The following is a 22,468-nucleotide window of genomic DNA, read 5'->3' on the forward strand; positions in this document are numbered from 1 at the left end:
GCAATTTCGATGTTGTCGCACACCCAGCAACGCTGAAAACCAGCGAAGGCCGAGACGGTATCCGATCTCCCTCCTCGAGGGGGAGATGGCCGGCAGGCCAGAGGGGGGCGTTCAAGCTCGGCATTAAACCCTACGCGACCGCCATCTGCTGCAGGCTGACCAGTCGGGAAATGCCCTTCTTGGCCAGGCCCATAAGCGTCGCGAACTGGTCTTCGGAGAAAGGTTCGCCCTCGGCGGTGCCCTGAATCTCGACGATGCCGCCCTTGCCGGTCATGACGAAATTGGCGTCGGTGCCGGCCGAGGAATCCTCGACATAGTCGAGGTCGATGACCGGCTGGCCGTCATGGATGCCGCAGGAAATCGCCGCGACATGGTCTTTCAGCACTTTCGAAACGCTGGCCATCTGCCGGGCTTCCATCCAGCGCAGGCAATCATAGAGCGCCACCCAGCCGCCGGTGATCGAAGCGGTGCGGGTGCCGCCGTCGGCCTGGATGACATCGCAGTCGACGGTGATCTGCTGTTCACCCAGCGCCTGCAGGTCGACCACGGCGCGCAAGGAGCGGCCGATCAGGCGCTGGATCTCCAGCGTGCGGCCGCCCTGCTTGCCGGCGGAGGCCTCGCGGCGCATGCGCTCGCCGGTCGAGCGCGGCAGCATTCCGTATTCCGCCGTGACCCAGCCCTTGCCGGAATTGCGCATCCAGCCCGGCACCTTTTCCTCGAGGCTCGCGGTGCACAGGACGTGCGTGTCGCCGAACTTCACCAGGCAGGAGCCTTCGGCGTGTTTGGAGACGCCGCGCTCGAAGGAGATGGCGCGCATTTCGTCGAATTGGCGTTTGGAGGGGCGCATTCGGCCTGCTTTCTTGTCAGTTTCTTGAAATCGTGGCCGGCTTTTAGACGCAAGGGGGGCAGCGCGCAAAGGAAAACGGACCGGCGATCTGACACAGACACCCGGGGCGATCTGGCACAGACACCCTGGGCGATCTGACACAGACACCCCGGGGTGATCTGGCACAGACACCGAGGTGATCCGACACAGACAGCCGGGGTGATCTGGTACAGACACCGAGGTGATCCGACACAGACACCGGTTGCGCGCGCCCCACCGAAGTCTATATCCTTGAACCGGAGGTTTTTGGCCAAATGACCAAGCCAGTCGATCCCGCGTCGCAGTCGCCCGCGCTTCAATCGCTCGACATGCGCTCGCGCGACATCTTCCGGCGCATCGTCGATTCCTACCTGAGGGACGGCGAGCCCGTGGGTTCGCGCAGCTTGTCGCGCATCCTGCCGTCCTCGCTGTCGCCGGCTACCATCCGCAACGTGATGAGCGACCTCGAACATCTCGGGCTGATCTACGCGCCGCATATTTCGGCCGGCCGTCTGCCGACGCAGGCTGGCCTGCGTTTCTTCGTCGATGCCTTCATGGAGCTTGGCGACCTCTCCGACGAGGAGCGCCGCGCCATCGAGGCGCAGGTGCGGGCCTCCGGCTCGGGGGCGACGCTGGAGCACATGCTGACCGAGGCCAGCCAGATGCTGTCGGGCATGTCGCGCGGCGCCGGTCTGGTGCTGGCCGCCAAGAACGAGGTGGCGCTGAAGCATATCGAGTTCATCCAGCTCGAGCCGACCAAGGCGCTTGCCGTGCTGGTGTCGCAGAATGGCGACGTCGAGAACCGCGTCGTCGAGCTGCCCGCCGGCATCACCGTCTCGCAGCTGCACGAAGCCTCGAATTTCCTCAATGCGCATATTCGCGGCCGCACGCTGGCCGAGGCGCGCACCGAGATCGCGCGCATCAAGGAAGAGACGAGGGCGGCGCTCGACACGCTGTCGCAGGACCTCGTCGAGAAGGGGCTGGCTGTATGGGCGGGCGCCGAAAGCGGCCTGCCAGCCCGGCTCATCGTGCGCGGCCGCGCCAATCTGCTGGAAAACGTCACCGCCCAGGCCGACATCGAATTGCTGCGGCATCTGTTCGAGGACATGGAGACGCAGGATGGTTTGATCCAGCTGCTCGACCTTGCCGAAGAGGGATCGGGCGTGCGCATCTTCATCGGTTCGGAAAACAAGCTGTTCTCGCTTTCGGGCTCGTCGCTGGTGGTGGCGCCCTATCGCGATAAGGACGCCCGCGTCGTCGGCGCGCTCGGCGTCATCGGCCCGACCCGGCTCAACTATGCCCGCATCGTGCCGATGGTGGATTATACGGCGCAGCTGATATCGCGCATGCTGCGCTAGGTGTACTGATATTCGGGTGAAGCCGGCCTGCAAACGGCTGATACCTGCGCTTCCGGTGCCGCCGTTTTCGACTCGGCCTGACCCGAATCTCGACATACCTTTGGTGCGACACCGAAGGACCGGCTGCAAAGGAGAAAAAGAATGGCGCTGGAATCATTCAAGGCCCAGATCAGCCTGCTGCTCGAAGAAATGGTCAACCAGCCGGAGGACCAGCACGAAATTCAGGAACAGCTGCGCGAAAAACTGCGGGAAATGCGCGCCATGGGCCTGCCGTTGCCGGCCGACCTCGTGGAACTGGAAAAGCGCCTGGACGACGATTTCTACGCTGCCGGGACCTGATCCCGGAAGTTTGCTCACCGTGCGTGACGGAACCCACGGACAAGCCGATCGTTAATTTCCTTCACGACCGGGTGGAGGAAGTGATGCGATTGGCCGGACTGGCGATGTCGGCACTGTTTCTCACGACCGCGGCTCTCGCCCAGCAGGCCGACCGGCCCGTGCTCAAAGGCCCGGCGGCCTTCGGCGACTGGCGCGCGGATAAGCCCGGCGTGCGCCGGTTGATCAAGCCGGAAGACCTGCCGAGACCCTATGTCACCAAATCCGCCTCGAACGGCGCCGGCCTCACGGAGAGGCCGCAAGGCGCCAAGCCACAACTGCCGCCCGGCTTTTCGGCGGAACTCGTTGCGTCCGGCATCGACAATCCGCGTGTCGTGCGTGTCGCGCCGAACGGCGACCTGTTCGTCGCCGACAGCGAAGCCAACCAGGTCCGTGTCTATCGGCTGACGAACGGAAGCGCGAAAGCCGCGGAGAGAAGCATCTTCGCCGGCGGCCTCAACCAGCCCTATGGCATCGCCTTCCATCCACCCGGCAATGACCCGCAATGGGTCTATGTCGCCAACAGCGACAGCATCGTGCGCTTTGCCTACCGCAATGGCGATCTGAAGGCCTCGGGCGAACCGCAAACCATTGTCGACGACATCCCCTCGAGCCACCACTGGACCCGCGACATCGCCTTTTCCCCCGACGGCAAGACACTTTACCTCTCCGTCGGCTCCGGCTCGAATATCGCGGAGGACATGGGCAAAAGACCCAGAGGCGGGCTCGACGCCTGGGTCAAGTCGAAGCCGCTCGGCGCCAGTTGGGGTGCCGAGGCGGGCCGGGCCGAGGTGCGGGCTTTCGACCCCGACGGCAGGAATGGGCGCATCGTCGCCACCGGGCTGCGCAATTGTTCGGGCATGACCGTGCAGCCGGCGACCGGCGCGCTGTGGTGCGTCGTCAACGAGCGCGACGCACTTGGCGACAATACGCCGGCGGAATACGCGACGACGGTCAGGGAAGGTGCCTTCTATGGCTGGCCGTGGTATTACATCGGCAACAATGAGGACCCGCGCCACAAGGGCGAGCGTCCCGACCTCGCCGGCAAGACTGATATTCCCGACGTGCTGATGCAGGCGCATTCGGCGCCGCTCAACATCGCTTTCTACGATGGCAAAAGCTTTCCGGCCGAGTACCAAGGCGACGCCTTCGTGGCCCTGCATGGCTCCTGGAACCGCGGCAACAGGACCGGCTACAAGGTGGTGCGGCTCAAGTTCAAGGACGGCAAGCCGACCGGTGAATATGAGGACTTCATGACCGGCTTTGTCGTCTCCAACGGCGAGGTCTGGGGCCGGCCGGTTGGCGTCGCGGTGGCCAAGGACGGGGCGCTGATCGTCACCGAAGACGGCAACGGCACAATCTGGCGCGTGACCTATAGTGACGGCCGGTCCTGATCCGTCTACTGGCAGCGCCGGCCCCCCTCACCAGGTCTCACAGGGAGCTGGTGCAATCGAATCCAGTCCTCAGTAAATTCAATTCCATTCAGATATATGCGATGAAGCGCCCTCATCCGAGACCGAATCCATGACCCTCACCGGATTTCTTGCCTACAGCGCCGCGCTTGGCGTCGCCGCCGCCATCCCGAGCCCCGGCGTCACGGCGCTCGTCGCACGTGCGCTGGGCTCGGGCTTTCGCTCGTCGCTCGCCATGTCCTTCGGCCTGATGCTTGGCGATCTCACTTATTTGACCGCCGTGGTGCTGGGCCTGACCTTCGTCGCGCAGGAGTTCGGCATGGTTTTCCTGGCGATCAAATGGGCCGGCGTCGCCTATCTCGCTTTCCTCGGCTGGCGCTTCTGGACCGCCGGCATAACGCCCGAAACCATCGAAGCCAGGAAGGGCAAGGGCGGCTTGCTGTCGAGCTTCATCGCCGGCCTCACCGTGACGCTCGGCAATCCAAAGACGATGATCTTCTATCTCGCCATCACGCCGACCATCGTCGACCTGAAGACCATCACGCTTGCCGATTACGGCATTCTCGTCGCGCTGACGCTCGTCGTCCTGTTCGTCGTGCTGGTGCCTTACCTGGCGCTGGCGGCCAAGGCGCGCTGGTTCCTGAAGTCGCCGCGCGCGCTCAAGGTGCTGAACCGCACCGCCGGCGCCTTCATGGTTGGCGCGGCGGCGGCGATCGCTGCTCGCCAGTAGGTCGTTTCGACCAAACCATTCCCTGGCCCGGCTGTTTCGAGGAATGCTTTTCCGGGGTCCAGGCGTTTTCAGCACAGGGCCCACTCGGATATTTTCCAGCCGCAGCCTATCTTGCGCGGCTGAAAGCCCTATTCTGTCGGCTACTGCCAATTGCCTGAAATCCAGGGAGCGAAACCAATGAACAAGCCCGTCACTTCAGCCCGCGTGCCCGGCCGCGGCCGTATCTACGATTCCATCACCGACACGATCGGCGATACGCCCTTGGTACGGCTCGACAAGTTCGCCAAGGAGAAGGGCATCGTCGCCAATCTGGTCGCCAAGCTCGAATTCTTCAATCCGATCGCCTCAGTCAAGGACCGTATCGGCGTGTCGATGATCGAGGCGCTGGAGGCAGCCGGCAAGATTACGCCCGGCAAGACCACGTTGATCGAACCGACATCCGGCAATACCGGCATTGCGCTTGCCTTCGCCGCCGCCGCCAAGGGCTACAAGCTGATCCTGACAATGCCGGAGACGATGTCGGTCGAACGCCGCAAGATGCTGGCGCTGCTCGGCGCCGAGCTGGTGCTGACCGAGGGGCCGAAAGGCATGAAGGGCGCCATCGCCAAGGCCGACGAACTGGCCGCGACGATCCCCAACGCCATCATTCCGCAGCAGTTCGAAAACCCGGCCAATCCGGAAATCCACCGCAAGACGACAGCGGAGGAAATCTGGAACGATACCCAAGGCGAGATCGACATCTTCGTCGCCGGCATCGGCACCGGCGGGACGATCACCGGCGTCGGCCAGGTCTTGAAGAAGCGTAAGCCCGTGCTGCATGTCGTCGCCGTCGAGCCGGATGCCTCGCCGGTGCTGTCGGGCGGCCAGCCCGGCCCGCACAAGATCCAGGGCATCGGCGCCGGCTTCGCGCCCAAGATCCTCGATACCACGGTCTATGACGAGATCGTCAAGGTCTCCAACGAGGATTCGGTCGCCAATGCGCGCCTGATTGCCCGCCTCGAGGGCGTGCCGGTCGGCATCTCGTCGGGCGCGGCCCTGCAGGCGGCAATCGTCGTCGGCTCGCGGCCCGAAAATAAGGGCAAGACGCTGGTGGTGGTCATCCCCGACTTCGCCGAGCGGTATTTGTCCACGATCCTGTTCGAGGGGCTGGGGGCTTAACCCTCGCATTCTTCCCGCGAGCGCCTGGCCCGCTGAAAAACTCCTCGTGGCCGCCTGCGCGCAGCTTGAGCCGACCCCTGCTTCCGGTTCATATCACCCCCGGCCCGCGCACGACTGGCCGGGGAGGATTCCATGTACAAGCTTTATACACGTCCCGGCAGCGGCGGCTTCGTCGTCGAGGCGGCGCTGGCGCTGATCGATGTGCATTTCGAACAGATCGACGTGCCGAAGACCGAGGCGCCCGATCCGGCCTTCCTCGCCATCAGCCCGTTGAACCAGGTGCCGGTGCTGATCTTGCCGGACGGACGCTCGATCACCGAATCGGCGGCGATCTGCATCCTGCTCGCCGAGCGCCACCCGCGGGCCGGTCTGGCGCCGGCGGCCGATGAACCGGCGCGCGCCGAGTTCCTGCGCTGGATGGCGTTCATGTCGTCGGCCCTCTATCCGGCGATCCTGCGGTTCTACTATGCCCATCGCTACACGGCGGATGCCGAAGGTACGAAGGCGGTGAAACAGGCGGCGGTCGCCGAGATGGATCGCGGTTTTGCCGTCGTCGATGCCGCCTTGCGCGGCCGTGACTGGCTCGCCGGCGACAAGATGTCGGTGGCCGACATCTATCTCGTCATGCTGGTGGCCTGGCATCCCGACATCGACATGGCGCGGGCGGCCTGGCCCGGTATCGAACGCCTGTGGGCGCGGTTGCGCGAGCATCCGCTCATGAAGACGCTCAACACGTCGCACGAGATGTGGCCGGCCTGAGCGGGATGGTCCGGAAAGTCGCCCGCGCTCTGACAGCTCACTGTCTGAGCGCGGCGCGTTTTGCCTGCAGGAACCGGCGCACCGCCGGATCGCGCTCGAGGCCGATCGCCCGATCATAGGCTTCGACCGCCTGCGGTCCCTGGCCGAGCCTGGCTAGCAGGCCGGCACGCGCGGCCCAGTAGGGTTGGTAGTCATCGAGTCGCTTGTCGTCGCCCAGCACGTAAAGAGCCGCCAACCCCGCCACCGCGCCCTCGGTCTCGGCGATCGCCACCGCGCGATTGATCGCCACGACCGGCGACCCGACGATCGAAAACAGCGCTTCGTAGAGCCCGCGGATCGCCTCCCAGTCGGTGCGGCCACTCAGCCGTCGCGCGGCATGCGCCGACTGTACCGCCGCCTCGAGCTGATAGCGGCCGATCGTGCCCATGGTGGCGGCGCGGCCGAGCAGGGCTTCCGCCTCGTCGACCAGGGCATGATCCCACAATGCATGATCCTGCTCGGCGAGCGGCACATACTCTCCGGCCGGGTCGCGCCGCGCCGCGCGGCGCGCCTCGGCGAACAGCATCAGAGCCAGCAGGCCCAGCGCTTCCGGCTCGCCCGGCAGCAGCGAGGCCATCAGCCGGCCGAGCCAGATCCCTTCGGTGGCGAGGTTTCGGCGTCGCGTCTCGGTACCGGCCGGGTCGGACCAGCCCTCGGCGAAAGCGGCGTAGATCGCCTCCAGCACCGCGTCCAGCCTTTCGCCGAGTTCGGCTCGCTCCGGTACGCGGAACGGGATGCCGGTCTCGCGGATGCGGCTCTTGGCGCGCACCAGGCGCTGGCCCATCGTTGACGGCGAGAGCAGGAAAGCGGAAGCGATCGTCGCGGCATCGAAGCCGAGGATGGTCTGCAGGATCAGCGGTGCCCGCACGCCGGATTCGATCGCCGGATGGGCGCAGGCGAACATCAGCCGCAATCGTTCGTCCGGCAGGTCCTCGTCGGTCATGCGTGCCTCCGCTTCCTCGGCAATCAGCTTGAGATGGTCACGGCCGGCTTCGCTGGTCAGCCGCCGCCGCACCGCATCGACACGCCGCCGCCTGGCTACGGCGAGTAACCAGGCTTCCGGCTTTTCCGGCACGCCGGTGCGCGGCCAGCGTTCGAGCGCCGCCGCAAAGGCGTCGGCCAGCGCATCCTCCGCGGCGGCGACGTCGCGCGTGCGCGCGGCGAGCCAGGCGACCAGCTTGCCATAGCTTTCCCGGGCGGCGGCCTCGGCGGCCGCCCGGGCGATGTCCGGGCGACTGTCCATCACGCCGTCATTTCTTGGGCATATAGTCGGCCATTTCCCAGATCGGCCGCAACTCGACCGTGCCGGTGCTGGCCGCCGGACAGCGCGCCGCCCAGTCGATGGCGGTATCGATATCGGCCGCCTCGATCATGTAGAAGCCGGCAAGCTGCTCCTTGGTGTCGGCATAGGGACCGTCGATAACGTTGGTTTTGCCATCGGCGATCCGCACCGAGGTCGTCGCCTGGGTCGGGCGCAGCCTTTCGCCGGCCAGCCACGCACCGGACTTCTTCAACGCTTCGGTATAGGCGGCGTAGGCCGCGCTCATCTGCTGGGCTTTCTCGACCGGCGTGTTCGCCAGGGCGGCTTCATCGTTGTTGATCAAAAGCATGTATCGCATGGGTCTTCTCCCGTGGTTTGGAAGGCCGCTTCGTTGCGGGCCGAACGTATGTCGCGCGTCGGCGACCGATTTCGACAGGTTGCGGAAAAAACTTTCGGCTCCGGCCGCGCCTTGCGCAAGCGGGTATGTGTTTGGCGACCTCTCAACCATTCGTCTAACGCGTGGAATTGCGGGTTGGCATTTCCCTTTCGCTGTCTAAACTCGCCTCTCTTCGCATCAGGGAGGTGATGCGGCCACTATTCAGGGAGGAAACCAGATGTTGAATTTCAGAACGAAATTCGTTGCTGCCGGCGCGATGGCGCTTTCACTTGTCCTTGATGCGGCGTCGGTCAAGGCGCAGGAATTCATCAATGTGCTGACCGGCGGCACTTCGGGCGTTTACTATCCGCTCGGCGTTGCGCTGTCGGAAATCTACGGCAAGGGCATCGAGGGTGCCCGCACGCAGGTGCAGGCGACCAAGGCCTCGGTCGAGAACCTCAACCTCCTGCAGCAAGGCAAGGGCGAGATCGCGTTCGCGCTCGGCGATTCCGTCAAGATGGCCGCCGAAGGCAACGCCGAGGCCGGCTTCCCCGGCAAGCTCGACAAGCTGCGCGGCATCGCCGCCATCTATCCCAACTATATCCAGATCGTCGCCAGCCAGGAGTCCGGCATCAAGACGCTCGCCGACCTCAAGGGCAAGAGCCTGTCGGTCGGCGCGCCGGCCTCCGGCACCGAGCTCAACGCGCGCGCCATCTTCGCAGCCGCCGGGCTGAAATATGAGGACCTCGGCCGCGTCGAATACCTGCCCTTCGCCGAATCGGTGGAGCTGATCAAGAACCGCCAGCTCGATGCCACCCTGCAATCGGCCGGGCTGGGTGTCGCCTCGATCCGCGACCTCGCCACCTCCGTGCCGATCAATGTCGTTGCCGTGCCGCCCGAAGACGTCGCCAGGATCGGCTCGCCCTATCTGTCGGTGGTCATCCCCAAGGGCACCTATGAAGGCCAGGGCGAGGATGTCGCCACGGCCGCCGTCGGCAATTTCCTCATCACCCGTGCCGATGTCTCGGATGAGACCGCCTACCAGATGACCAAGCAGCTGTTCGAGCATCTCGACCAGCTTGCCGCCGCGCACGCCGCCGCCAAGGCGATCGATCCGGCCAAGGCGCTCGACGGCATGCCGGTGCCGCTACATCCGGGAGCCGAGCGCTATTACAAGGAAAAGGGGCTGTTGAAGTAAGGTATCGCGGCAATCCGACATGTCTTCGCGAGGCACTGCAATTCGCCTGCTAGGGAGCGCATCCAATGAGCGAAACACCGTCTGGAGCGATAGCCGACGGCAAATCGTCCCTCGCCCATCTCCCCCCGGGCGAAGAGCAGGTCGAAGGGTTGCCGCCGGGCTTCGGCGACGGCATCGCCGGCAAGGCGGCCTTCGCCATCGCGGTCGCCTTTTCCGCCTTCCAGATCTACATCGCCGCCTATGGCAGCCTTCCGAGCCAGGTGGTGCGGGCCATGCATGTCGGCTTCCTGCTGCTGCTCGGCTTCGCCCTGATCGCCAATCTGCGCGCCACCAGCCTGCCGGCAAAAGCCTTCTTCTGGGCACTCGGCCTGCTCGGCTTCGGCACCGGCCTCTATAACTGGGTGTTCTATACCGACCTCATCCGGCGCTCCGGCTTTCTGACCACGCCGGACCTGATCGTCGGCGCGGTGCTGGTGGTGCTGGTGTTCGAGGCGGCCAGGCGGCTGATGGGGCTGCCGCTGGCGGTCATCGCCTTCATCTTTCTCGCCTATTGCTTCGTCGGCAATCATCTGCCGCCGCCCTTCATTCATCGCGGCTATGATTTCGCCCAGCTCGTCGACACCTTCGCCTACGGCACCGAAGGCATTTACGGCACGCCGATCTACGTTTCGGCCGCCTATATCTTCATCTTCGTCGTCTTCGCCGCCTTCCTCGAACGCGCCGGCATGATCGCGCTGTTCAACGATTTCGCTCTCGGGCTGGTCGGCACCTGGCGCGGCGGCCCGGCGCAGGTCTGCGTGCTGTCTTCGGCGCTGATGGGCACCATTTCCGGCTCCGGCGTCGCCAATGTGGTGGCGAGCGGCCAGTTCACCATCCCGCTAATGAAGCGCTTCGGCTTCCGCTCGGCCTTTGCCGGCGCCGTCGAAGCGACGTCCTCGATGGGTGGCCAGATCATGCCGCCGGTGATGGGCGCGGTCGCCTTCATCATGGCCGAGACGCTGAACATCCCCTATGCCGAAGTGGTCAAGGCGGCGATCATCCCGGCGCTGCTCTATTTCGGCGCCTGCTTCTGGCAGGTGCATCTGGAGGCCGGCAAGGCAGGCCTGCGCGGCATGGCCAAGGCGGACCTGCCAAACCCGTGGGACGCGGTGCGACAACACTGGCCGCTGGTGCTGCCGCTCGCGGCACTGATCTACCTGTTGTTCGCCGGCTACACGCCGGTCTTCGCCGGCACGATGGGCCTCGCGCTGACCATCGTGCTGATCCTCGGTACGCCGCTGGCGGCGCTGATCGGGCCGCTCGCCTTCCGCGTCGTCTTCTGGCTGGCGCTCGGGCTTGCCGCCGCCTCCTTCATGAAATTCGGCGTCAACATCCTTAGCCTTGTCATCGCGGCCCTCGTCATTGCCTGCCTTGCCTTCAAGGGCGGCCGCGAGACGCTGCAAATCTGCATCGACTCTCTTGCTGAAGGCGCAAAGAACGCGCTGCCGGTGGGCATCGCCTGCGCGATCGTCGGCATCGTCATCGGTACGCTGACGCTGACCGGCGTGGCCTCCACCTTTATCGGCTGGATCATCTCGATCGGCGAGAACAATCTGTTTCTGTCCCTGGTGTTGACCATGTTGACCTGCCTGGTGCTGGGCATGGGCATCCCGACCATCCCCAACTACATCATCACCTCGTCGCTGGCCGGGCCGGCGCTGCTGTCGCTCGGCGTGCCGCTGGTCGTCAGCCACATGTTCGTCTTCTATTTCGGCATCATGGCCGACCTGACGCCACCGGTGGCGCTGGCCGCCTTTGCCGCAGCGCCGATGGCCAGGGAGAGCGGCCTCAAGATCGGCATCCAGGCGACCAAGCTTGCCATTGCCGGCTTCGTCGTGCCGTTCATGGCGGTCTATACGCCGGCTTTGATGCTGCAGGACGCCGGACCGATCGCCGCGCAGTTCGGCTATCCCGTCGAGGTCGCCTACATCGTTCTCAAGGCGTGCATGGGCATCGTGCTGTGGGGCGCTGCCGCCGTCGGCTTCCTTGCCGCGCGCATGGCCTGGTGGGAGCGGCTCGTCGCCTTCGCCGCCGGCGTGCTGCTGGTGGCGGCGGTGCCGCTGACCGACGAGACCGGCTGGGCGCTGTCGCTGGCCTGGATTGGCTGGCATGTCTGGCGTGCCCGGCAGGCGCCGGCCAGGGCATGATCCCGAACCAAAGGTCAGCGAACGCAAAAAACGGGATCCGGTTTTCGCAGGAGATCCTGCTCAAACGAGGAACCGCATGAGCCTGTGCATCCTCGCCGCCGGCAAGACGGTGACGCTTGGCGTTGCCGCCTTCACGCTGGCCTGGACGCATTCGGTGGAACGGACGCGCTGGGAGGAGGACTGGAAGGTGACGCCGTCCGGCCTGCAGGTGATAGAAGCCCGCATCAAGGGCTCGGGGGCCGGCATGGAGCCACCTGAAGGTGCGATATTGAAAAAGGGCTGGTGGCTCTATGCGCCCAAGATGGGCGCGCAGCGTCGAATCCTGCTCGCCGCCTCCGGCGCGACCGGTGATGGCTGGACGCTGTGCACGGTTCAGGGCTGCCTGGAACTTGGCAAGACGGCGGGCGACACGATCTCGCTCGAGCCCTGTGAACCCACCGGCTTCAGCCAGCCGCGATAGCGCACGATCAGGCCGGTGAGCGGGTGTGAAATCTCGACATGGAAGCGGAATTTTCCGTCCTCGACGGTCTCGAAGGAGGTCGAGCGCGGGCAGAGCCACATCGGCAATGGCAGGCCGAGAATGCTCCAGCGCCGCAGTGCATCAGCGGGGCGAGCGGCGACAGCGAGCGGACCATGCCGATGCGCGCCAGCCAGGCAAGGCCGATCAGGGCGCGGTTCAGGGTTTGGGGGAACAGGCTAGAGCGCGCTTGCGTGCGGGACCCGCCGTCGGTCGGTAAAAGTCGGGCGATAGGCGGTGGCGCGGGTCTCGATGCCCGGCCTGCAGATGCGGCTGTTGTGGCGGCTTTCGAAGGTCATGGTCAGTGCGCACCCAGCGACGTGCCGCGACGGGCGCAGGCCGGACCGGGGCCGCGCATGTAATAGCGCTCGGGCCGATAGGTCGGCGCGACGAATTCGCGGATGGCGGCGACATAGCCGATGAGGTGCGTGAGGAAGTTCATTTTACCTGGTCCCTGGCCCGATTTTCGGATGTCCCTTCCGAATTGCGGGAACGATAGCATTGAGGCGTGAATACTCAGTGAACGTGATGTTAATTTCTGGTCGAAGACCCGTCGCTTCGTGGCCGGAATGCGGCTGATTCGGGGTGTTTCGGTGCCTTTTGTCGCCATTTCGTCCGGTGTGACTTTTGCACCACATATGTTTCGTTTGAATGTCGCCTTGGCGCGCTTGTGTTTCAGCTTTCGTGCCGCCCTTGGAATTTCCTTGCCGGATGGCCGGTAGGCCCGGAACCGCCCCGCGCAGCGGACGTTGGGATCCTAGGACCGGCATTGCCGGCTCAGAGGCATTGCCGCTGGCAAGCCGCAACTCTCGACACAAGCAAGAGCAATGGAAAGGCTGAAATCATGGGTTTCTTTTCGAAGGACATCAAAACGCTGGACGATCTCTTCGTGCACACGCTGCGCGACATCTATTATGCCGAGAAGCAGATCGAGAAGGCGCTGCCGAAGATGGTCGGCAAGGCAACCGATCCGCAGTTGAAGGCCGGCTTCGAAAAACACCTCGAACAAACCAAGGGCCATATCGAACGCGTCGAAGAGGTGTTCGAGCTGCATGGCGTAAAGGCCAAGCAGGTGAACTGCCCGGCCATCGACGGCATTCTCGAGGAGGCCGACGACGTCAGTGGCGATGTCGACGACAAGGATGTTCTCGACGCCGCGCTGATCGCCTCCGCGCAGGCCGTCGAACACTATGAGATGACCCGCTACGGCACCCTGATCGCCTGGGCCAAGCAGCTCGGCCGCAGCGACTGCGCCAATGTGCTGGCCAAGAACCTTAGGGAAGAGCAGGCGACGGATCGCAAGCTGACCGAAATCGCGGAAAGCAAGATCAACCTGCAAGCCGCCGAATAGGGGCTGACAGCCGGGGCCGGCGGCAACCGCGCCGGCTCCAGCCGGTTGGAACCCATCGGGGTGGTCGTCCGTTGCAGCTGATCTTTGTCAAGGGAAATCATCATGGCGCCGCGCCCGGCCTGGAAAGGCTATCTGAAGCTCTCGCTGGTCACCTGCGCCATCGAACTGACCAATGTCGTCACCCATGCCGATAAGGTCTCGTTCCACATCCTGAACCGCAAAACCGGCAACACGGTGAAGCGTATTTATGTCGACGCCGAGACCGGCAAGCCGATCGAGGAGGGCGACGAGATCAAGGGGTACGAGATCGACAAGGGCGATTTCGTCCATATAGAGGAGGACGAGATCGAGGCGGTGCAGATCGAAACCTCGCACACGATGAGCCTCGACGGCTTCGTCGACAAATCCTCGATCCGGCAGATCTATCTCGACACGCCCTACTATGTCGCGCCGGCCGACAAGGTTTCGCAAGATGCCTTCGCCGTCATCCGCGACGCCATGGCGGGCAAGAAGATGGCCGGGCTGGCGCGCATCGTCCTCTACCGCCGTGAGCGTCCGGTGGTCATCGAGCCGCTCGGCAAGGGCATGGTGCTGACCACGCTGCGCTACGACAATACGGTGCGCCAGCCAGAGACCGTCTTCGGCGACATCGAGGCGGTGAAGCCCGATCAGGAGATGACCGACCTTGCCGAGCTCATCATCGACAAGAAGAAGACGAAGTTCGATCCCTCGAAATTCGAGGACAAATATGAGGAAGCCCTGCTCGAACTGATCCGCGCCAAGAAGGCGGGGCACAAGGCGCCGAAAGCCAAGGCGGCGCCCAAACCCTCCAATGTCGTCAACCTGTTCGACGCGCTGAAGAAGAGCCTGTCGTCGGATTCAGGATCAACGAAGCCATCCTCGGCGAAAGCCAAGCCGGCGGCCAAACGCGTCAAGGCGAAAAGCGTCGCGCCGAAGCGCAAATCGGCCTGAGGATACGAGATGGCCAGCAGCCTCGAACAGTACCATTCGAAGCGGGACTTCAAGAAGACGGCCGAGCCGGCCGGCAAGGTTGCGCGCGGGAAGAAGCACGGCGGCATCTTCGTCATCCAGAAGCATGCCGCTACAAGGCTGCATTACGATTTTCGCCTTGAGCATGACGGCGTGCTGTGGAGCTGGGCGGTGACGCGCGGTCCGAGCCTCGACCCGCACGAAAAGCGGCTGGCCGTGCATGTCGAGGACCATCCCATCGACTATGCCGGCTTCGAAGGCACCATCCCCAAGGGCGAGTATGGCGGCGGCTCGGTCCTCGTCTGGGACGAGGGCACCTGGATGCCCGAGGGCGATCCGGCCAAGATGATGGCGAAGGGCCACATCAACTTCGAGCTCGAGGGCCACAAGCTGCGTGGCAAATGGCATCTGGTGCGGCTGCGTCCGCGCCCGGGCGAAAAACGGGACAACTGGCTGCTGATCAAGTCCGACGATGCTGCCGCACGCCCCGGCGAGGACATTCTGAAGGACGAGCCGAAGTCGGTGAAATCAGGTCTGACGATCGAGGAGGTCGGCGAAGGCAAGGCGGCCAAGGGCGAGAAACCGAAGGTCTGGCACTCGAACAAGCCGGCCGTCAGCAGGGCCAAAACCGGCGGCAAGAAGCTCGACTTCATTGAGCCGCAGCTCGCCACGCTGGAGCGGGACGCGCCGCCCGGCCAGGACTGGCTGCATGAGGTGAAGTTCGACGGTTATCGCATGCAGGCGCAGATCGCCGGCACCGAGGTGCGGCTCTTGACCCGCACCGGCCTCGACTGGACGGAAAAATTCGGCGGCGAGATCGCGGCCGAGCTCGCTGGGCTGAAATGCAGCGATGCCATCATCGACGGCGAGATCGTCGTGCTGGCCGATAGCGGCGTGTCGTCCTTCGCGCTGCTGCAGCAGGATCTGTCGGCGAAGCGGACAAACCGCTTCCTCTACTATGTCTTCGACCTGATGCGGCTCGACGGCAAGGATTTGCGCCGTGAACCCCTGGTCGAGCGCAAGCACACCTTGCAGGATCTGCTCGGCGAGCAGGCCGACAACGCGGCGGTGCGCTTCTCCGACCATTTTACCGAACCCGGCAAGATCATGCTGGAACATGCCTGTCGCATGGGGCTGGAAGGCGTCGTCTCGAAACGCGCTGATGCGCCCTACCGCAGCGGGCGCGGTCCGACATGGGTCAAATCGAAATGCACGGCACGGCAGGAATTCGTCATCGGCGGCTATCTGCCGTCGGACAAGACCGGACGCGGCCTGCGCTCGCTGCTGGTCGGCTATTTCGAAGACGGCAGCTTGCACTATGCCGGCCGTGTCGGCACCGGCTTCTCCACCAAGGGCGCCAACGACCTGAAGAAGAAGCTCGATGCGCTGAAGACAGACGCCTCGCCCTTCGATGCGGCCGTGCCGAAGGGCAAGGGCCTGGTCTGGGTCAAGCCGGAACTGGTCGGCGAAGTGGAATTTCGCAGCTGGACGTCGGACCGTATAATACGCCATGCTTCGTTCCAGGGGCTGCGCGAGGACAAGCCGGCGGAGGAAGTCGTGCAGGAAAAGCCGAAGCCAGCGACAGATAAGGCGGCGACAGGCAAGGGCCCGGCCAAGGCCAAGCCGGCGGCAAACGCCAATACGGCAGGAACGGCGGCGAAAATCACTGTGAAGCTGTCCCACCCGGACAAGCTTCTGTGGCCCGACGAAAAGATCTCGAAGCGGGCCCTGCTCGATCATTACGCGCTGGTATGGCCGCGCATGAAGCAGTTCGTTGTCGAGCGGCCGCTCAGCCTGGTCAGGGCGCCGGATGGCGTCGGCGGCCAGCGCTTCTTCCAGAAGCATGCCTCGGCCGGCATGCATGCGAAGATCGAGAAGACCAGGGATCCCACGGATGGCGAGGAAATCCTGTTCATCCGCGATTTCGACGGCATCGCGGCGCTGGTCCAGCTCGGCGTGGTTGAGATCCACATCTGGGGCTGCACGATCGAGAAGCTTGAACAGCCGGACCAGATCGTCTTCGATCTGGACCCCGACGAAGGCGTCGATGTGAAAGCGGTGCGCGAGGCGGCGCTCGACATCAGGGCCAAGCTCGATGAGCTGTCGCTGCCCAATTTCGTCAAGACATCGGGCGGCAAGGGCTTTCATGTCGTCGTGCCGCTGAAACCGTCGGCGGATTGGGCCGAGGTCAAAGGCTTCGCCCATGATTTCGCCAGGGCGCTTGAGCAAGGCGCGCCGGACCGCTACACGGCGACGCTGTCGAAGAAGGCGCGCACGGGAAAGATCTTCGTCGACTATCTGCGCAACGGCAGCGGCGCGACCACCGTCGCACCGTACTCGTCGCGGGCCAAGAAGGGCGCGACGGTGTCGATGCCGGTGACCTGGGCCGAGATCGAGGCCGGCTTGCCGCCAAACGCCTTCCCGATCGGCGACAAGACGACGCTGAAACGGCTTTCGGAAGCCGATCCGTGGGCGGATTTCTTCAAGAAGGGCAAGGTATTGAAGCGGGGCTAACTCGACTTTCGACGCCCTGGGGCACCACCCCCCTCTGGCCTGCCGGAGGGGGGCGCTGTTCCGCCGAGGTCTCCGCAATCCATCACGCCAGAAACACCCTCTCGAACGCCTGCTTGCCGGGCGGCGAGAAAATCACCGCCCGGCTGTCCTTCTCGCGGCGCGCCCATTTCTCGGCAAGGATCTTGTCGAGGATGGCGGCGCCCAGCGTCCCGGCGAGGTGCGAGCGCCGCACGCTCCAGTCGAGGCAGGCGCGGCACACCGGCCGCCGCGGCTTGGTGTAGACATCGATGCCTATCGCCGCGAAGTGCGATGCGGCGGAGGGCCCGAGCCTGATCTCCTTGTCGTCGCGGACCAGGATGTTTTTCTCGACAAGGCGATCCAGCATCGCAACGGCCTGCTCGCCGGCAAGGTGATCGTAGCAGACGCGCGCGATGCGCATCGCGCCGTCGCGAGGACCCGGCCGCACGCGCTTGGGGCCAACAGCTTCGGCCACGCCGGTGATGGCTTCGATCATGCCGGCCACTTGCGGGCCGGCCAGCCCGTAATAACGATGCCGGCCCTGGCTGGCCAAGGTCAGCAACCCGCCCTCCATCAGTTTGGACAGATGCGAGGAGGCGGTCGGCAGCGACACGCCGGCCTCCAGCGCCAGTTCGCTCGCGGTCAATGCCGTGCCGCCCATCAGGGCGTTCAGCATGTTGGCGCGGGCCGGATCGCCGACCAGGCTGGCGATGCGGGCAATATCGGGTCCTTCACGCATGGTTTGATCCTCATCGAAGCATTCTTGTCAGGTAAACATTATTCTCCGACCAGATCAAGGAGACGACGATGGCCGCACGAATCGCTTTCGTCCCCGCACCGTTGCCCCGCCGCCAATCGTTCCCGTTCATCAGCTGGGTCCGCTCGCGGCTGCCGGCCCGCTGGTATGACCGCCATTTGCGGCGCCGCGATCTCCGCGAGATCGACGACCATCTGCTGCGCGACCTTGGCCTGACACGGGAAGATGTGCGCCGCGAATGCGCGAAGTCCTTCTGGCAGGCTTGAGGTCAGGACATTTGCCTAGCAGATCGGACGATACAACGGTTCGACGCCGCTCGAATTATCCACGCGAAAACACTCTTCAAGGAGAGACCGAGATGACCATCACGTGCTTTATCCGCTATGAGATCGACCCGTTCGGCAAGGCCGCCTTCGAGGAGTATGCCCGCAACTGGGGCCAGGCCATTCCGCGCTGCGGCGCCGATCTGATCGGTTATTTCGCGCCGCATGAGGGCTCGGCCACGATGGCCTATGCCGCCTACAACATCGAGAATCTGGCCGCCTACGAAGCCTATCGCGCCCGGCTTGCCGCCGACCCCGCCGGCAAGGCAAACTACGAGTTCGCCCGCCGTGAACGCTTCATCCTTAGGGAGGACCGCATGTTCCTGAAACTGGCTTCCGGCCCGCACGCGCCACTGGTGAAGCTATGATCGCCGTCATCTTCGAGGTGCAGCCCGCACAGGGCTGGCGCGAGGCTTATCTGAGCATCGCCGCGGATCTGCGGCCGCTGCTCGACGGCATCGATGGGTTCATCTCCATCGAGCGCTTCCAGAGCCTGGCCGACCCGAACCGGATCCTGTCGCTGTCGTTCTGGCGTGACGAGGAGGCGGTCAAGGCCTGGCGCAATACCGAAGAACACCGACAGGCACAAAAGGCAGGGCGGGGCGGCATCTTTGCCGGCTATAGATTGCGGATCGCGCATGTGGTGCGGGATTATGGGCTGACGGAAAGAGACGAGGCGCCGGCGGACAGCCGGGCGGTGAATGGGTGAGAGGTTAGCGCGACGCTTTTCCCTTCCCCCCTTGTGGGGCCCGAAGGGCGGGCGAGGACCGTGACTCGCCCAGGGCGGTGGATCGGCGCGCAGCGCCGAGACGGTCGAGGGGTGTTCCAGCGGAGTGAGACGCTGGCTTTCCCTGGAGCACCCCTCATCCGACCTCGCTGCGCGAGGCCACCTTCCGCCACGAGGGGGAAGGAAGAGGCGTTCTACGCATTCCCGATCAGCACACCCGCCGCGAACACCAGGGCACCGCCGAGAACCACCTGGAAGGCGGCGCGCAGGAACGGAGTCTGCATGTAGCGGTTCTGGACGAAGGCGATCGCCCACAATTCGAAGAACACCACCACGGCGGCAACGCCGGTCGCCGTCCAGAAATGCGGGATGAGGTAGGGCAGCGCGTGGCCGAGGCCGCCCAGCGTCGTCATGACGCCGACGGTCAGGCCGCGCTTGATCGGCGAGCCCCTGCCCGACAGTTTGCCGTCGTCGGAGGCCACTTCGGTGAACCCCATCGAGATGCCCGCGCCGATCGAGGCGGCGAGACCGACCAGAAGCGTCTGCCACGTGTCATGCGTGGCAAAGGCGGCAGCGAAGATCGGCGCCAGCGTCGATACCGATCCGTCCATCAGCCCGGCCAGGCCCGGCTGCACATAGGTGAGAATGAACTGGCGCTGCTCGGCGGTCGCCTCCTCGACCCTGACTTCGCCCGGGACATGTTTCTGCTCCAGCGCATGGGCCGAGCTTTCATGGCCCTGTTCGGCCGCGGCCAGGTCGTTGAGCAGTTTTCGCGTCGAGGCATCGGTGGTGCGCTTGGCCGCCTCGACATAGAACAGGTAGGCCTGCCGCTCCATCGCCTCGGCCTGGGTACGCACGGCCTCGATGCCGAGCGGCCGCACCAGCCAGTCGGGCTTGCGCTCATAATAGCCTTTCACATGTTCACGGCGGATCAGCGGAATGCGCTCGCCGAAACGCTTGCGATGGAGCTCGATCAGCGAGTCGCGATGGCCGTCCTCCTCCTTGGCCATCGCCTCGAACAGTTTGGCCGATTGCGGGAAAGTCTCGGCCAGTCCATCCGCGTAGGCGCGGTAGATGCGGCCATCATCTTCTTCCGATGAAATGGCCAGCGCCAGGATCTCTTGTTCGGAGAGCGATTCGAAGGAGCGGCGGCCGAAGCCGAAAACACGGGAAAGCATGAGGAAATCACCCTAGTTTAGAATTGTTCTAAACTAGGGTTTACGGCGTCGGTGGTCAATCGCGCGCTTGGCCGCGGTCAACAATAGTTGAAGCCCGGCCTTGGCATCGTCCTTCATTATTGCCGAATGTTCACCTATATGTGGCACCAAGCCATAAAAAGGAACGAGCTGATGACGGCAAAGACGCCTCCGCACGCCTATGACCCGAAACCGGTCCTCGATCTCATCGCCAGCATCGAGGCCGACCTGCAGCGCCTGAAAGGCCTTGTCGAACAGCAGGTCGAGAAATTCGACCCTGCCAATCCGCACAACAAGGCGCCGGACGGCAAGCTGACCGAGGAAGGCGTCGAGTGCTGCTACCGCATGTTCGACGAAGGCAAGTCGCGCTATTCGGTGGCCCAGCAGATGAAGATCTCGTTCGCCGCCGCCACGCATCGGTTCAACAGCTGGCGCAAGCTGGGCGGGACAAAAAGGCAGCGGACGTTGCTGGGGTGAATTGCGATACGCTGGCGGCCGCAACGCGGGCTACATTTGTACTTGATCACAATCGCAAATTTTGTCCCGGTCACATCTTTTCGTTGGCATCGCGCGAGCCTTTCCGTGCACCATGGCCGGATCGCATCACCACAGGACCCGCCATGACCACCCCTCCCGGCATTGCCGACATCCACGCCGCCGCCGCGCGCCTTTCGGGGCTGATCGTCGAGACACCGCTGATCGAATCGCAGGAGCTGAACAGGCGCTTCGGCGGCCGCATCCTGTTCAAGCCGGAGACACTGCAGCGCACCGGCTCGTTCAAGTTCCGCGGCGCCTACAACAAGCTGTCCTCGCTGAGCGAGGCGGAACGCAGCCGTGGCGTCGTCGCTTTCTCCTCGGGCAACCATGCGCAAGGCGTGGCGGCTTCGGCCGCCATGTTCGGCGTCAAAGCGGTCATCGCCATGCCAGCGGATGCACCTGACATGAAGATCGCCAATGTCCGCAAGATGGGCGCCGAGGTGGTGCCCTTCGACCGTTTCAAGGACGACCGCATGACGGTGATTCGCCCTTACCTCGACAGGGGCATGGCGTTGGTGCCGCCCTTCGACGACCCGGCTATCATCGCCGGCCAGGGCACGATCGGATTGGAGCTGGTGAAGCAGACGCGGGCGCTCGGTGTATCGCTCGACGCGGTCGTCATCCCCTGTGGCGGCGGCGGCCTGACCAGCGGCATTTCCGTCGCGGTCAAGGATGCCTCGCCCGGCACCGCGATCTGGGCGGTCGAACCCGAGCATTTCGACGACACTCGCCGCTCGCTGGCGGCGGGCGCCAGGGTTTCGAACGAGCCGGGCCACAGTTCGATCTGCGACGCCATCCTGACCGCCGAGCCGGGCGTCATCACCTTCGAAATCAACCGCCGCAACCTCGCCGGCGCCATCGCGGTTTCCGACAAGGCGACGGCTCAGGCGATGCGCGACGCCATGGCCCATCTCAAGCTGGTGGTCGAGCCCGGCGGCTGCGTTGCGCTCGCGGCGCTGTCATCGGGCGAGATCGAACTGTCCGGCAAATGCGTTGCCGTGGTGCTGTCCGGCGGCAATGTCGATTTCGGCACCTATGCGGAAATCATGGGGGCCGCATAAAGGTTGTAATTGATCTGCGGGATCATGCGCTGGCCAATTGGACGCGCGGCACTCTAGGGTCAAAGCCAAATCAGTTGGCTGCCGCAAATGGCGCCGGCGCTGCAGGCCGGCGCTCTTGTCCAACTGTCACAGCCAGCGGCGCACGCGGGCCTTGTAGCCCCGGTAGATGTCGCCGAACCGCCTTTCCAGGTAAGCCTCCTCGCGCGCGACGACGCCATAGCGGACCATGAACACAAGCGGCAGTGTTAGGATCAGAACCCACGAGCTTTGTGTCGCGACGCCGATGCCGCCGTACATGAGAAAAAACCCAAGATAGATGGGATTGCGGGTCCAGCGGTAAATGCCTGTCGTCACGAGCACGCGGGCGGGCTGGTTCGTGGGCAAAGGCGTCGCAGCGCTGGAGAAGCGGCGGACCCCCGCGGCAAAAAGCGCCAAACCTATCAGGATCAGCGACCCGCCGATGATCCGGTGGACCAGGTCGATCCCCGGCACCGGGAACGGCAAAGGCAGCACCCGATCCAAGGTGAGACCGACCAGAACAGCGGCAGGAAAGAAAAGGATCGGTCGCCCAGCGACGCCTGCTGTCGCGGCCACTTGTTGCCCATCTGTGTCCATACCCGTGGCTGCTCCTGCAGATCCTGGAGGCTACGCAGGGGAGGTCGCCTTCAAAATGACAACTAAGGTGTCATTCTATACTTGACAATCGGCGTGTCAATCAGGAAACAGGCGAGGTCAGCGGAGTGGATGCGCATGGCAGCGG

General features: G+C 64.3%; 25 protein-coding genes. 17 read left to right on the top strand and 8 right to left on the bottom strand.

Annotated features, from left to right (window positions below):
- Positions 1-130 precede the first annotated feature (130 nt).
- On the bottom strand, positions 131-847 hold the full coding sequence (rph, locus tag FJ941_RS16100; protein WP_027142558.1) for a ribonuclease PH: 717 nt from the start codon (positions 845-847) through the stop codon (positions 131-133).
- A gap of 293 nt (positions 848-1,140) precedes the next feature.
- Here rph and hrcA point away from each other — a divergent pair, with 293 nt between their 5' ends.
- The 6 genes from hrcA (at position 1,141) to FJ941_RS16130 (ending at position 6,657) form a co-directional block, all read left to right on the top strand.
- Positions 1,141-2,223, top strand: coding sequence for a heat-inducible transcriptional repressor HrcA (gene hrcA, locus FJ941_RS16105; protein ID WP_027142559.1), 1,083 nt, complete (start codon positions 1,141-1,143; stop codon positions 2,221-2,223).
- A 141-nt stretch (positions 2,224-2,364) separates the two neighbouring features.
- A complete protein-coding gene (locus tag FJ941_RS16110) occupies positions 2,365-2,562 on the top strand; it encodes a hypothetical protein (RefSeq protein ID WP_015314792.1) in 198 nt (65 codons plus the stop codon).
- 83 nt (positions 2,563-2,645) lie between these two features.
- Entirely contained in the window at positions 2,646-3,992 is a 1,347-nt protein-coding gene (locus FJ941_RS16115; RefSeq protein WP_181169835.1) for a sorbosone dehydrogenase family protein, read from the top strand.
- A gap of 130 nt (positions 3,993-4,122) precedes the next feature.
- Positions 4,123-4,740 carry a LysE family translocator gene (locus FJ941_RS16120; RefSeq protein WP_140507033.1) on the top strand — a complete coding sequence of 206 codons (618 nt, stop codon included), beginning with the start codon at positions 4,123-4,125 and terminating at the stop codon, positions 4,738-4,740.
- A gap of 177 nt (positions 4,741-4,917) precedes the next feature.
- Positions 4,918-5,898 (top strand): cysteine synthase A, encoded by a 981-nt coding sequence (gene cysK / locus FJ941_RS16125; protein ID WP_140507035.1) that lies wholly within the window; start codon positions 4,918-4,920, stop codon positions 5,896-5,898.
- A 132-nt stretch (positions 5,899-6,030) separates the two neighbouring features.
- Positions 6,031-6,657 carry a glutathione S-transferase family protein gene (locus FJ941_RS16130; protein ID WP_140507036.1) on the top strand — a complete coding sequence of 209 codons (627 nt, stop codon included), beginning with the start codon at positions 6,031-6,033 and terminating at the stop codon, positions 6,655-6,657.
- A gap of 37 nt (positions 6,658-6,694) precedes the next feature.
- Here FJ941_RS16130 and FJ941_RS16135 read toward each other — a convergent pair whose 3' ends face one another.
- Together FJ941_RS16135 and FJ941_RS16140 are read right to left on the bottom strand one after the other, a co-directional pair.
- Positions 6,695-7,939, bottom strand: coding sequence for an RNA polymerase sigma factor (locus FJ941_RS16135; RefSeq protein WP_140507038.1), 1,245 nt, complete (start codon positions 7,937-7,939; stop codon positions 6,695-6,697).
- A 7-nt stretch (positions 7,940-7,946) separates the two neighbouring features.
- A complete protein-coding gene (locus FJ941_RS16140) occupies positions 7,947-8,315 on the bottom strand; it encodes a YciI family protein (RefSeq protein WP_027142565.1) in 369 nt (122 codons plus the stop codon).
- Between the two features lie 256 nt (positions 8,316-8,571).
- Between FJ941_RS16140 and FJ941_RS16145 the strand changes: the two genes are divergently transcribed.
- The 3 genes from FJ941_RS16145 to FJ941_RS16155 all read left to right on the top strand — a co-directional run bounded on the left by FJ941_RS16145 (position 8,572) and on the right by FJ941_RS16155 (position 12,177).
- Positions 8,572-9,531, top strand: a complete 960-nt coding sequence (locus FJ941_RS16145; RefSeq protein ID WP_140507040.1) for a TAXI family TRAP transporter solute-binding subunit — start codon at positions 8,572-8,574, stop codon at positions 9,529-9,531.
- Between the two features lie 65 nt (positions 9,532-9,596).
- Entirely contained in the window at positions 9,597-11,717 is a 2,121-nt protein-coding gene (locus FJ941_RS16150) for a TRAP transporter permease (RefSeq protein ID WP_140507042.1), read from the top strand.
- A gap of 76 nt (positions 11,718-11,793) precedes the next feature.
- Positions 11,794-12,177, top strand: a complete 384-nt coding sequence (locus FJ941_RS16155) for a DUF1850 domain-containing protein (protein WP_140507044.1) — start codon at positions 11,794-11,796, stop codon at positions 12,175-12,177.
- Here FJ941_RS16155 and FJ941_RS16160 read toward each other — a convergent pair.
- Together FJ941_RS16160 and FJ941_RS16165 are read right to left on the bottom strand one after the other, a co-directional pair.
- A complete protein-coding gene (locus tag FJ941_RS16160; protein WP_246673849.1) occupies positions 12,090-12,278 on the bottom strand; it encodes a DUF4166 domain-containing protein in 189 nt (62 codons plus the stop codon). The two genes, FJ941_RS16155 and FJ941_RS16160, sit on opposite strands and share 88 nt — an antisense overlap.
- A gap of 257 nt (positions 12,279-12,535) precedes the next feature.
- The gene (locus FJ941_RS16165) at positions 12,536-12,676 is read right to left on the bottom strand and encodes a hypothetical protein (RefSeq protein ID WP_084636462.1); all 141 of its coding nucleotides are present in this window, start codon (positions 12,674-12,676) and stop codon (positions 12,536-12,538) included.
- Between the two features lie 402 nt (positions 12,677-13,078).
- Here FJ941_RS16165 and FJ941_RS16170 point away from each other — a divergent pair, with 402 nt between their 5' ends.
- The 3 genes from FJ941_RS16170 to ligD all read left to right on the top strand — a co-directional run bounded on the left by FJ941_RS16170 (position 13,079) and on the right by ligD (position 17,089).
- Positions 13,079-13,585 carry a ferritin-like domain-containing protein gene (locus FJ941_RS16170; RefSeq protein WP_027142569.1) on the top strand — a complete coding sequence of 169 codons (507 nt, stop codon included), beginning with the start codon at positions 13,079-13,081 and terminating at the stop codon, positions 13,583-13,585.
- A 102-nt stretch (positions 13,586-13,687) separates the two neighbouring features.
- Positions 13,688-14,557, top strand: a complete 870-nt coding sequence (locus FJ941_RS16175; protein ID WP_140507046.1) for a Ku protein — start codon at positions 13,688-13,690, stop codon at positions 14,555-14,557.
- A 9-nt stretch (positions 14,558-14,566) separates the two neighbouring features.
- Positions 14,567-17,089, top strand: coding sequence for a DNA ligase D (ligD, locus tag FJ941_RS16180; protein ID WP_140507048.1), 2,523 nt, complete (start codon positions 14,567-14,569; stop codon positions 17,087-17,089).
- A gap of 82 nt (positions 17,090-17,171) precedes the next feature.
- Here ligD and FJ941_RS16185 read toward each other — a convergent pair whose 3' ends face one another.
- Positions 17,172-17,846 (bottom strand): winged helix-turn-helix domain-containing protein, encoded by a 675-nt coding sequence (locus FJ941_RS16185; RefSeq protein ID WP_140507050.1) that lies wholly within the window; start codon positions 17,844-17,846, stop codon positions 17,172-17,174.
- Between the two features lie 68 nt (positions 17,847-17,914).
- Here FJ941_RS16185 and FJ941_RS16190 point away from each other — a divergent pair, with 68 nt between their 5' ends.
- The 3 genes from FJ941_RS16190 to FJ941_RS16200 all read left to right on the top strand — a co-directional run bounded on the left by FJ941_RS16190 (position 17,915) and on the right by FJ941_RS16200 (position 18,896).
- Entirely contained in the window at positions 17,915-18,130 is a 216-nt protein-coding gene (locus tag FJ941_RS16190) for a DUF1127 domain-containing protein (protein ID WP_140507052.1), read from the top strand.
- Between the two features lie 92 nt (positions 18,131-18,222).
- Positions 18,223-18,555 carry an NIPSNAP family protein gene (locus tag FJ941_RS16195; RefSeq protein WP_140507054.1) on the top strand — a complete coding sequence of 111 codons (333 nt, stop codon included), beginning with the start codon at positions 18,223-18,225 and terminating at the stop codon, positions 18,553-18,555.
- Complete coding sequence (locus tag FJ941_RS16200; RefSeq protein WP_140507056.1) at positions 18,552-18,896, top strand: antibiotic biosynthesis monooxygenase; 345 nt, start codon at positions 18,552-18,554, stop codon at positions 18,894-18,896. Before FJ941_RS16195 ends, FJ941_RS16200 begins: the two co-directional genes overlap by 4 nt.
- Before the next feature lie 212 nt (positions 18,897-19,108).
- On the opposite strand, the gene mbfA is transcribed toward FJ941_RS16200, so the two are convergent.
- Entirely contained in the window at positions 19,109-20,092 is a 984-nt protein-coding gene (gene mbfA / locus FJ941_RS16205) for an iron exporter MbfA (RefSeq protein ID WP_140507058.1), read from the bottom strand.
- 171 nt (positions 20,093-20,263) lie between these two features.
- Here mbfA and FJ941_RS16210 point away from each other — a divergent pair, with 171 nt between their 5' ends.
- On the top strand, positions 20,264-20,587 hold the full coding sequence (locus tag FJ941_RS16210) for a hypothetical protein (protein WP_027146459.1): 324 nt from the start codon (positions 20,264-20,266) through the stop codon (positions 20,585-20,587).
- Positions 20,588-20,730: 143 nt separating this feature from the next.
- Positions 20,731-21,708, top strand: a complete 978-nt coding sequence (locus tag FJ941_RS16215; protein WP_140507060.1) for a threonine/serine dehydratase — start codon at positions 20,731-20,733, stop codon at positions 21,706-21,708.
- 126 nt (positions 21,709-21,834) lie between these two features.
- On the opposite strand, the gene FJ941_RS16220 is transcribed toward FJ941_RS16215, so the two are convergent.
- Positions 21,835-22,323, bottom strand: a complete 489-nt coding sequence (locus FJ941_RS16220) for an isoprenylcysteine carboxylmethyltransferase family protein (RefSeq protein WP_140507062.1) — start codon at positions 22,321-22,323, stop codon at positions 21,835-21,837.
- Between the last annotated feature and the right edge of the window lie 145 nt (positions 22,324-22,468).

Source organism: Mesorhizobium sp. B2-3-13 (assembly GCF_006442195.1).
Lineage (GTDB): Bacteria > Pseudomonadota > Alphaproteobacteria > Rhizobiales > Rhizobiaceae > Mesorhizobium > Mesorhizobium salmacidum.

Bases quoted from the DNA above. Each gene is read 5' to 3' on its own strand.
- rph (WP_027142558.1), bottom strand. From the start codon at position 847: ATGCGCCCCTCCAAACGCCAATTCGACGAAATGCGCGCCATCTCCTTC.
- hrcA (WP_027142559.1), top strand. From the start codon at position 1,141: ATGACCAAGCCAGTCGATCCCGCGTCGCAGTCGCCCGCGCTTCAATCG.
- FJ941_RS16110 (WP_015314792.1), top strand. From the start codon at position 2,365: ATGGCGCTGGAATCATTCAAGGCCCAGATCAGCCTGCTGCTCGAAGAA.
- FJ941_RS16115 (WP_181169835.1), top strand. From the start codon at position 2,646: ATGCGATTGGCCGGACTGGCGATGTCGGCACTGTTTCTCACGACCGCG.
- FJ941_RS16120 (WP_140507033.1), top strand. From the start codon at position 4,123: ATGACCCTCACCGGATTTCTTGCCTACAGCGCCGCGCTTGGCGTCGCC.
- cysK (WP_140507035.1), top strand. From the start codon at position 4,918: ATGAACAAGCCCGTCACTTCAGCCCGCGTGCCCGGCCGCGGCCGTATC.
- FJ941_RS16130 (WP_140507036.1), top strand. From the start codon at position 6,031: ATGTACAAGCTTTATACACGTCCCGGCAGCGGCGGCTTCGTCGTCGAG.
- FJ941_RS16135 (WP_140507038.1), bottom strand. From the start codon at position 7,939: ATGGACAGTCGCCCGGACATCGCCCGGGCGGCCGCCGAGGCCGCCGCC.
- FJ941_RS16140 (WP_027142565.1), bottom strand. From the start codon at position 8,315: ATGCGATACATGCTTTTGATCAACAACGATGAAGCCGCCCTGGCGAAC.
- FJ941_RS16145 (WP_140507040.1), top strand. From the start codon at position 8,572: ATGTTGAATTTCAGAACGAAATTCGTTGCTGCCGGCGCGATGGCGCTT.
- FJ941_RS16150 (WP_140507042.1), top strand. From the start codon at position 9,597: ATGAGCGAAACACCGTCTGGAGCGATAGCCGACGGCAAATCGTCCCTC.
- FJ941_RS16155 (WP_140507044.1), top strand. From the start codon at position 11,794: ATGAGCCTGTGCATCCTCGCCGCCGGCAAGACGGTGACGCTTGGCGTT.
- FJ941_RS16160 (WP_246673849.1), bottom strand. From the start codon at position 12,278: ATGTGGCTCTGCCCGCGCTCGACCTCCTTCGAGACCGTCGAGGACGGA.
- FJ941_RS16165 (WP_084636462.1), bottom strand. From the start codon at position 12,676: ATGAACTTCCTCACGCACCTCATCGGCTATGTCGCCGCCATCCGCGAA.
- FJ941_RS16170 (WP_027142569.1), top strand. From the start codon at position 13,079: ATGGGTTTCTTTTCGAAGGACATCAAAACGCTGGACGATCTCTTCGTG.
- FJ941_RS16175 (WP_140507046.1), top strand. From the start codon at position 13,688: ATGGCGCCGCGCCCGGCCTGGAAAGGCTATCTGAAGCTCTCGCTGGTC.
- ligD (WP_140507048.1), top strand. From the start codon at position 14,567: ATGGCCAGCAGCCTCGAACAGTACCATTCGAAGCGGGACTTCAAGAAG.
- FJ941_RS16185 (WP_140507050.1), bottom strand. From the start codon at position 17,846: ATGCGTGAAGGACCCGATATTGCCCGCATCGCCAGCCTGGTCGGCGAT.
- FJ941_RS16190 (WP_140507052.1), top strand. From the start codon at position 17,915: ATGGCCGCACGAATCGCTTTCGTCCCCGCACCGTTGCCCCGCCGCCAA.
- FJ941_RS16195 (WP_140507054.1), top strand. From the start codon at position 18,223: ATGACCATCACGTGCTTTATCCGCTATGAGATCGACCCGTTCGGCAAG.
- FJ941_RS16200 (WP_140507056.1), top strand. From the start codon at position 18,552: ATGATCGCCGTCATCTTCGAGGTGCAGCCCGCACAGGGCTGGCGCGAG.
- mbfA (WP_140507058.1), bottom strand. From the start codon at position 20,092: ATGCTTTCCCGTGTTTTCGGCTTCGGCCGCCGCTCCTTCGAATCGCTC.
- FJ941_RS16210 (WP_027146459.1), top strand. From the start codon at position 20,264: ATGACGGCAAAGACGCCTCCGCACGCCTATGACCCGAAACCGGTCCTC.
- FJ941_RS16215 (WP_140507060.1), top strand. From the start codon at position 20,731: ATGACCACCCCTCCCGGCATTGCCGACATCCACGCCGCCGCCGCGCGC.
- FJ941_RS16220 (WP_140507062.1), bottom strand. From the start codon at position 22,323: ATGGACACAGATGGGCAACAAGTGGCCGCGACAGCAGGCGTCGCTGGG.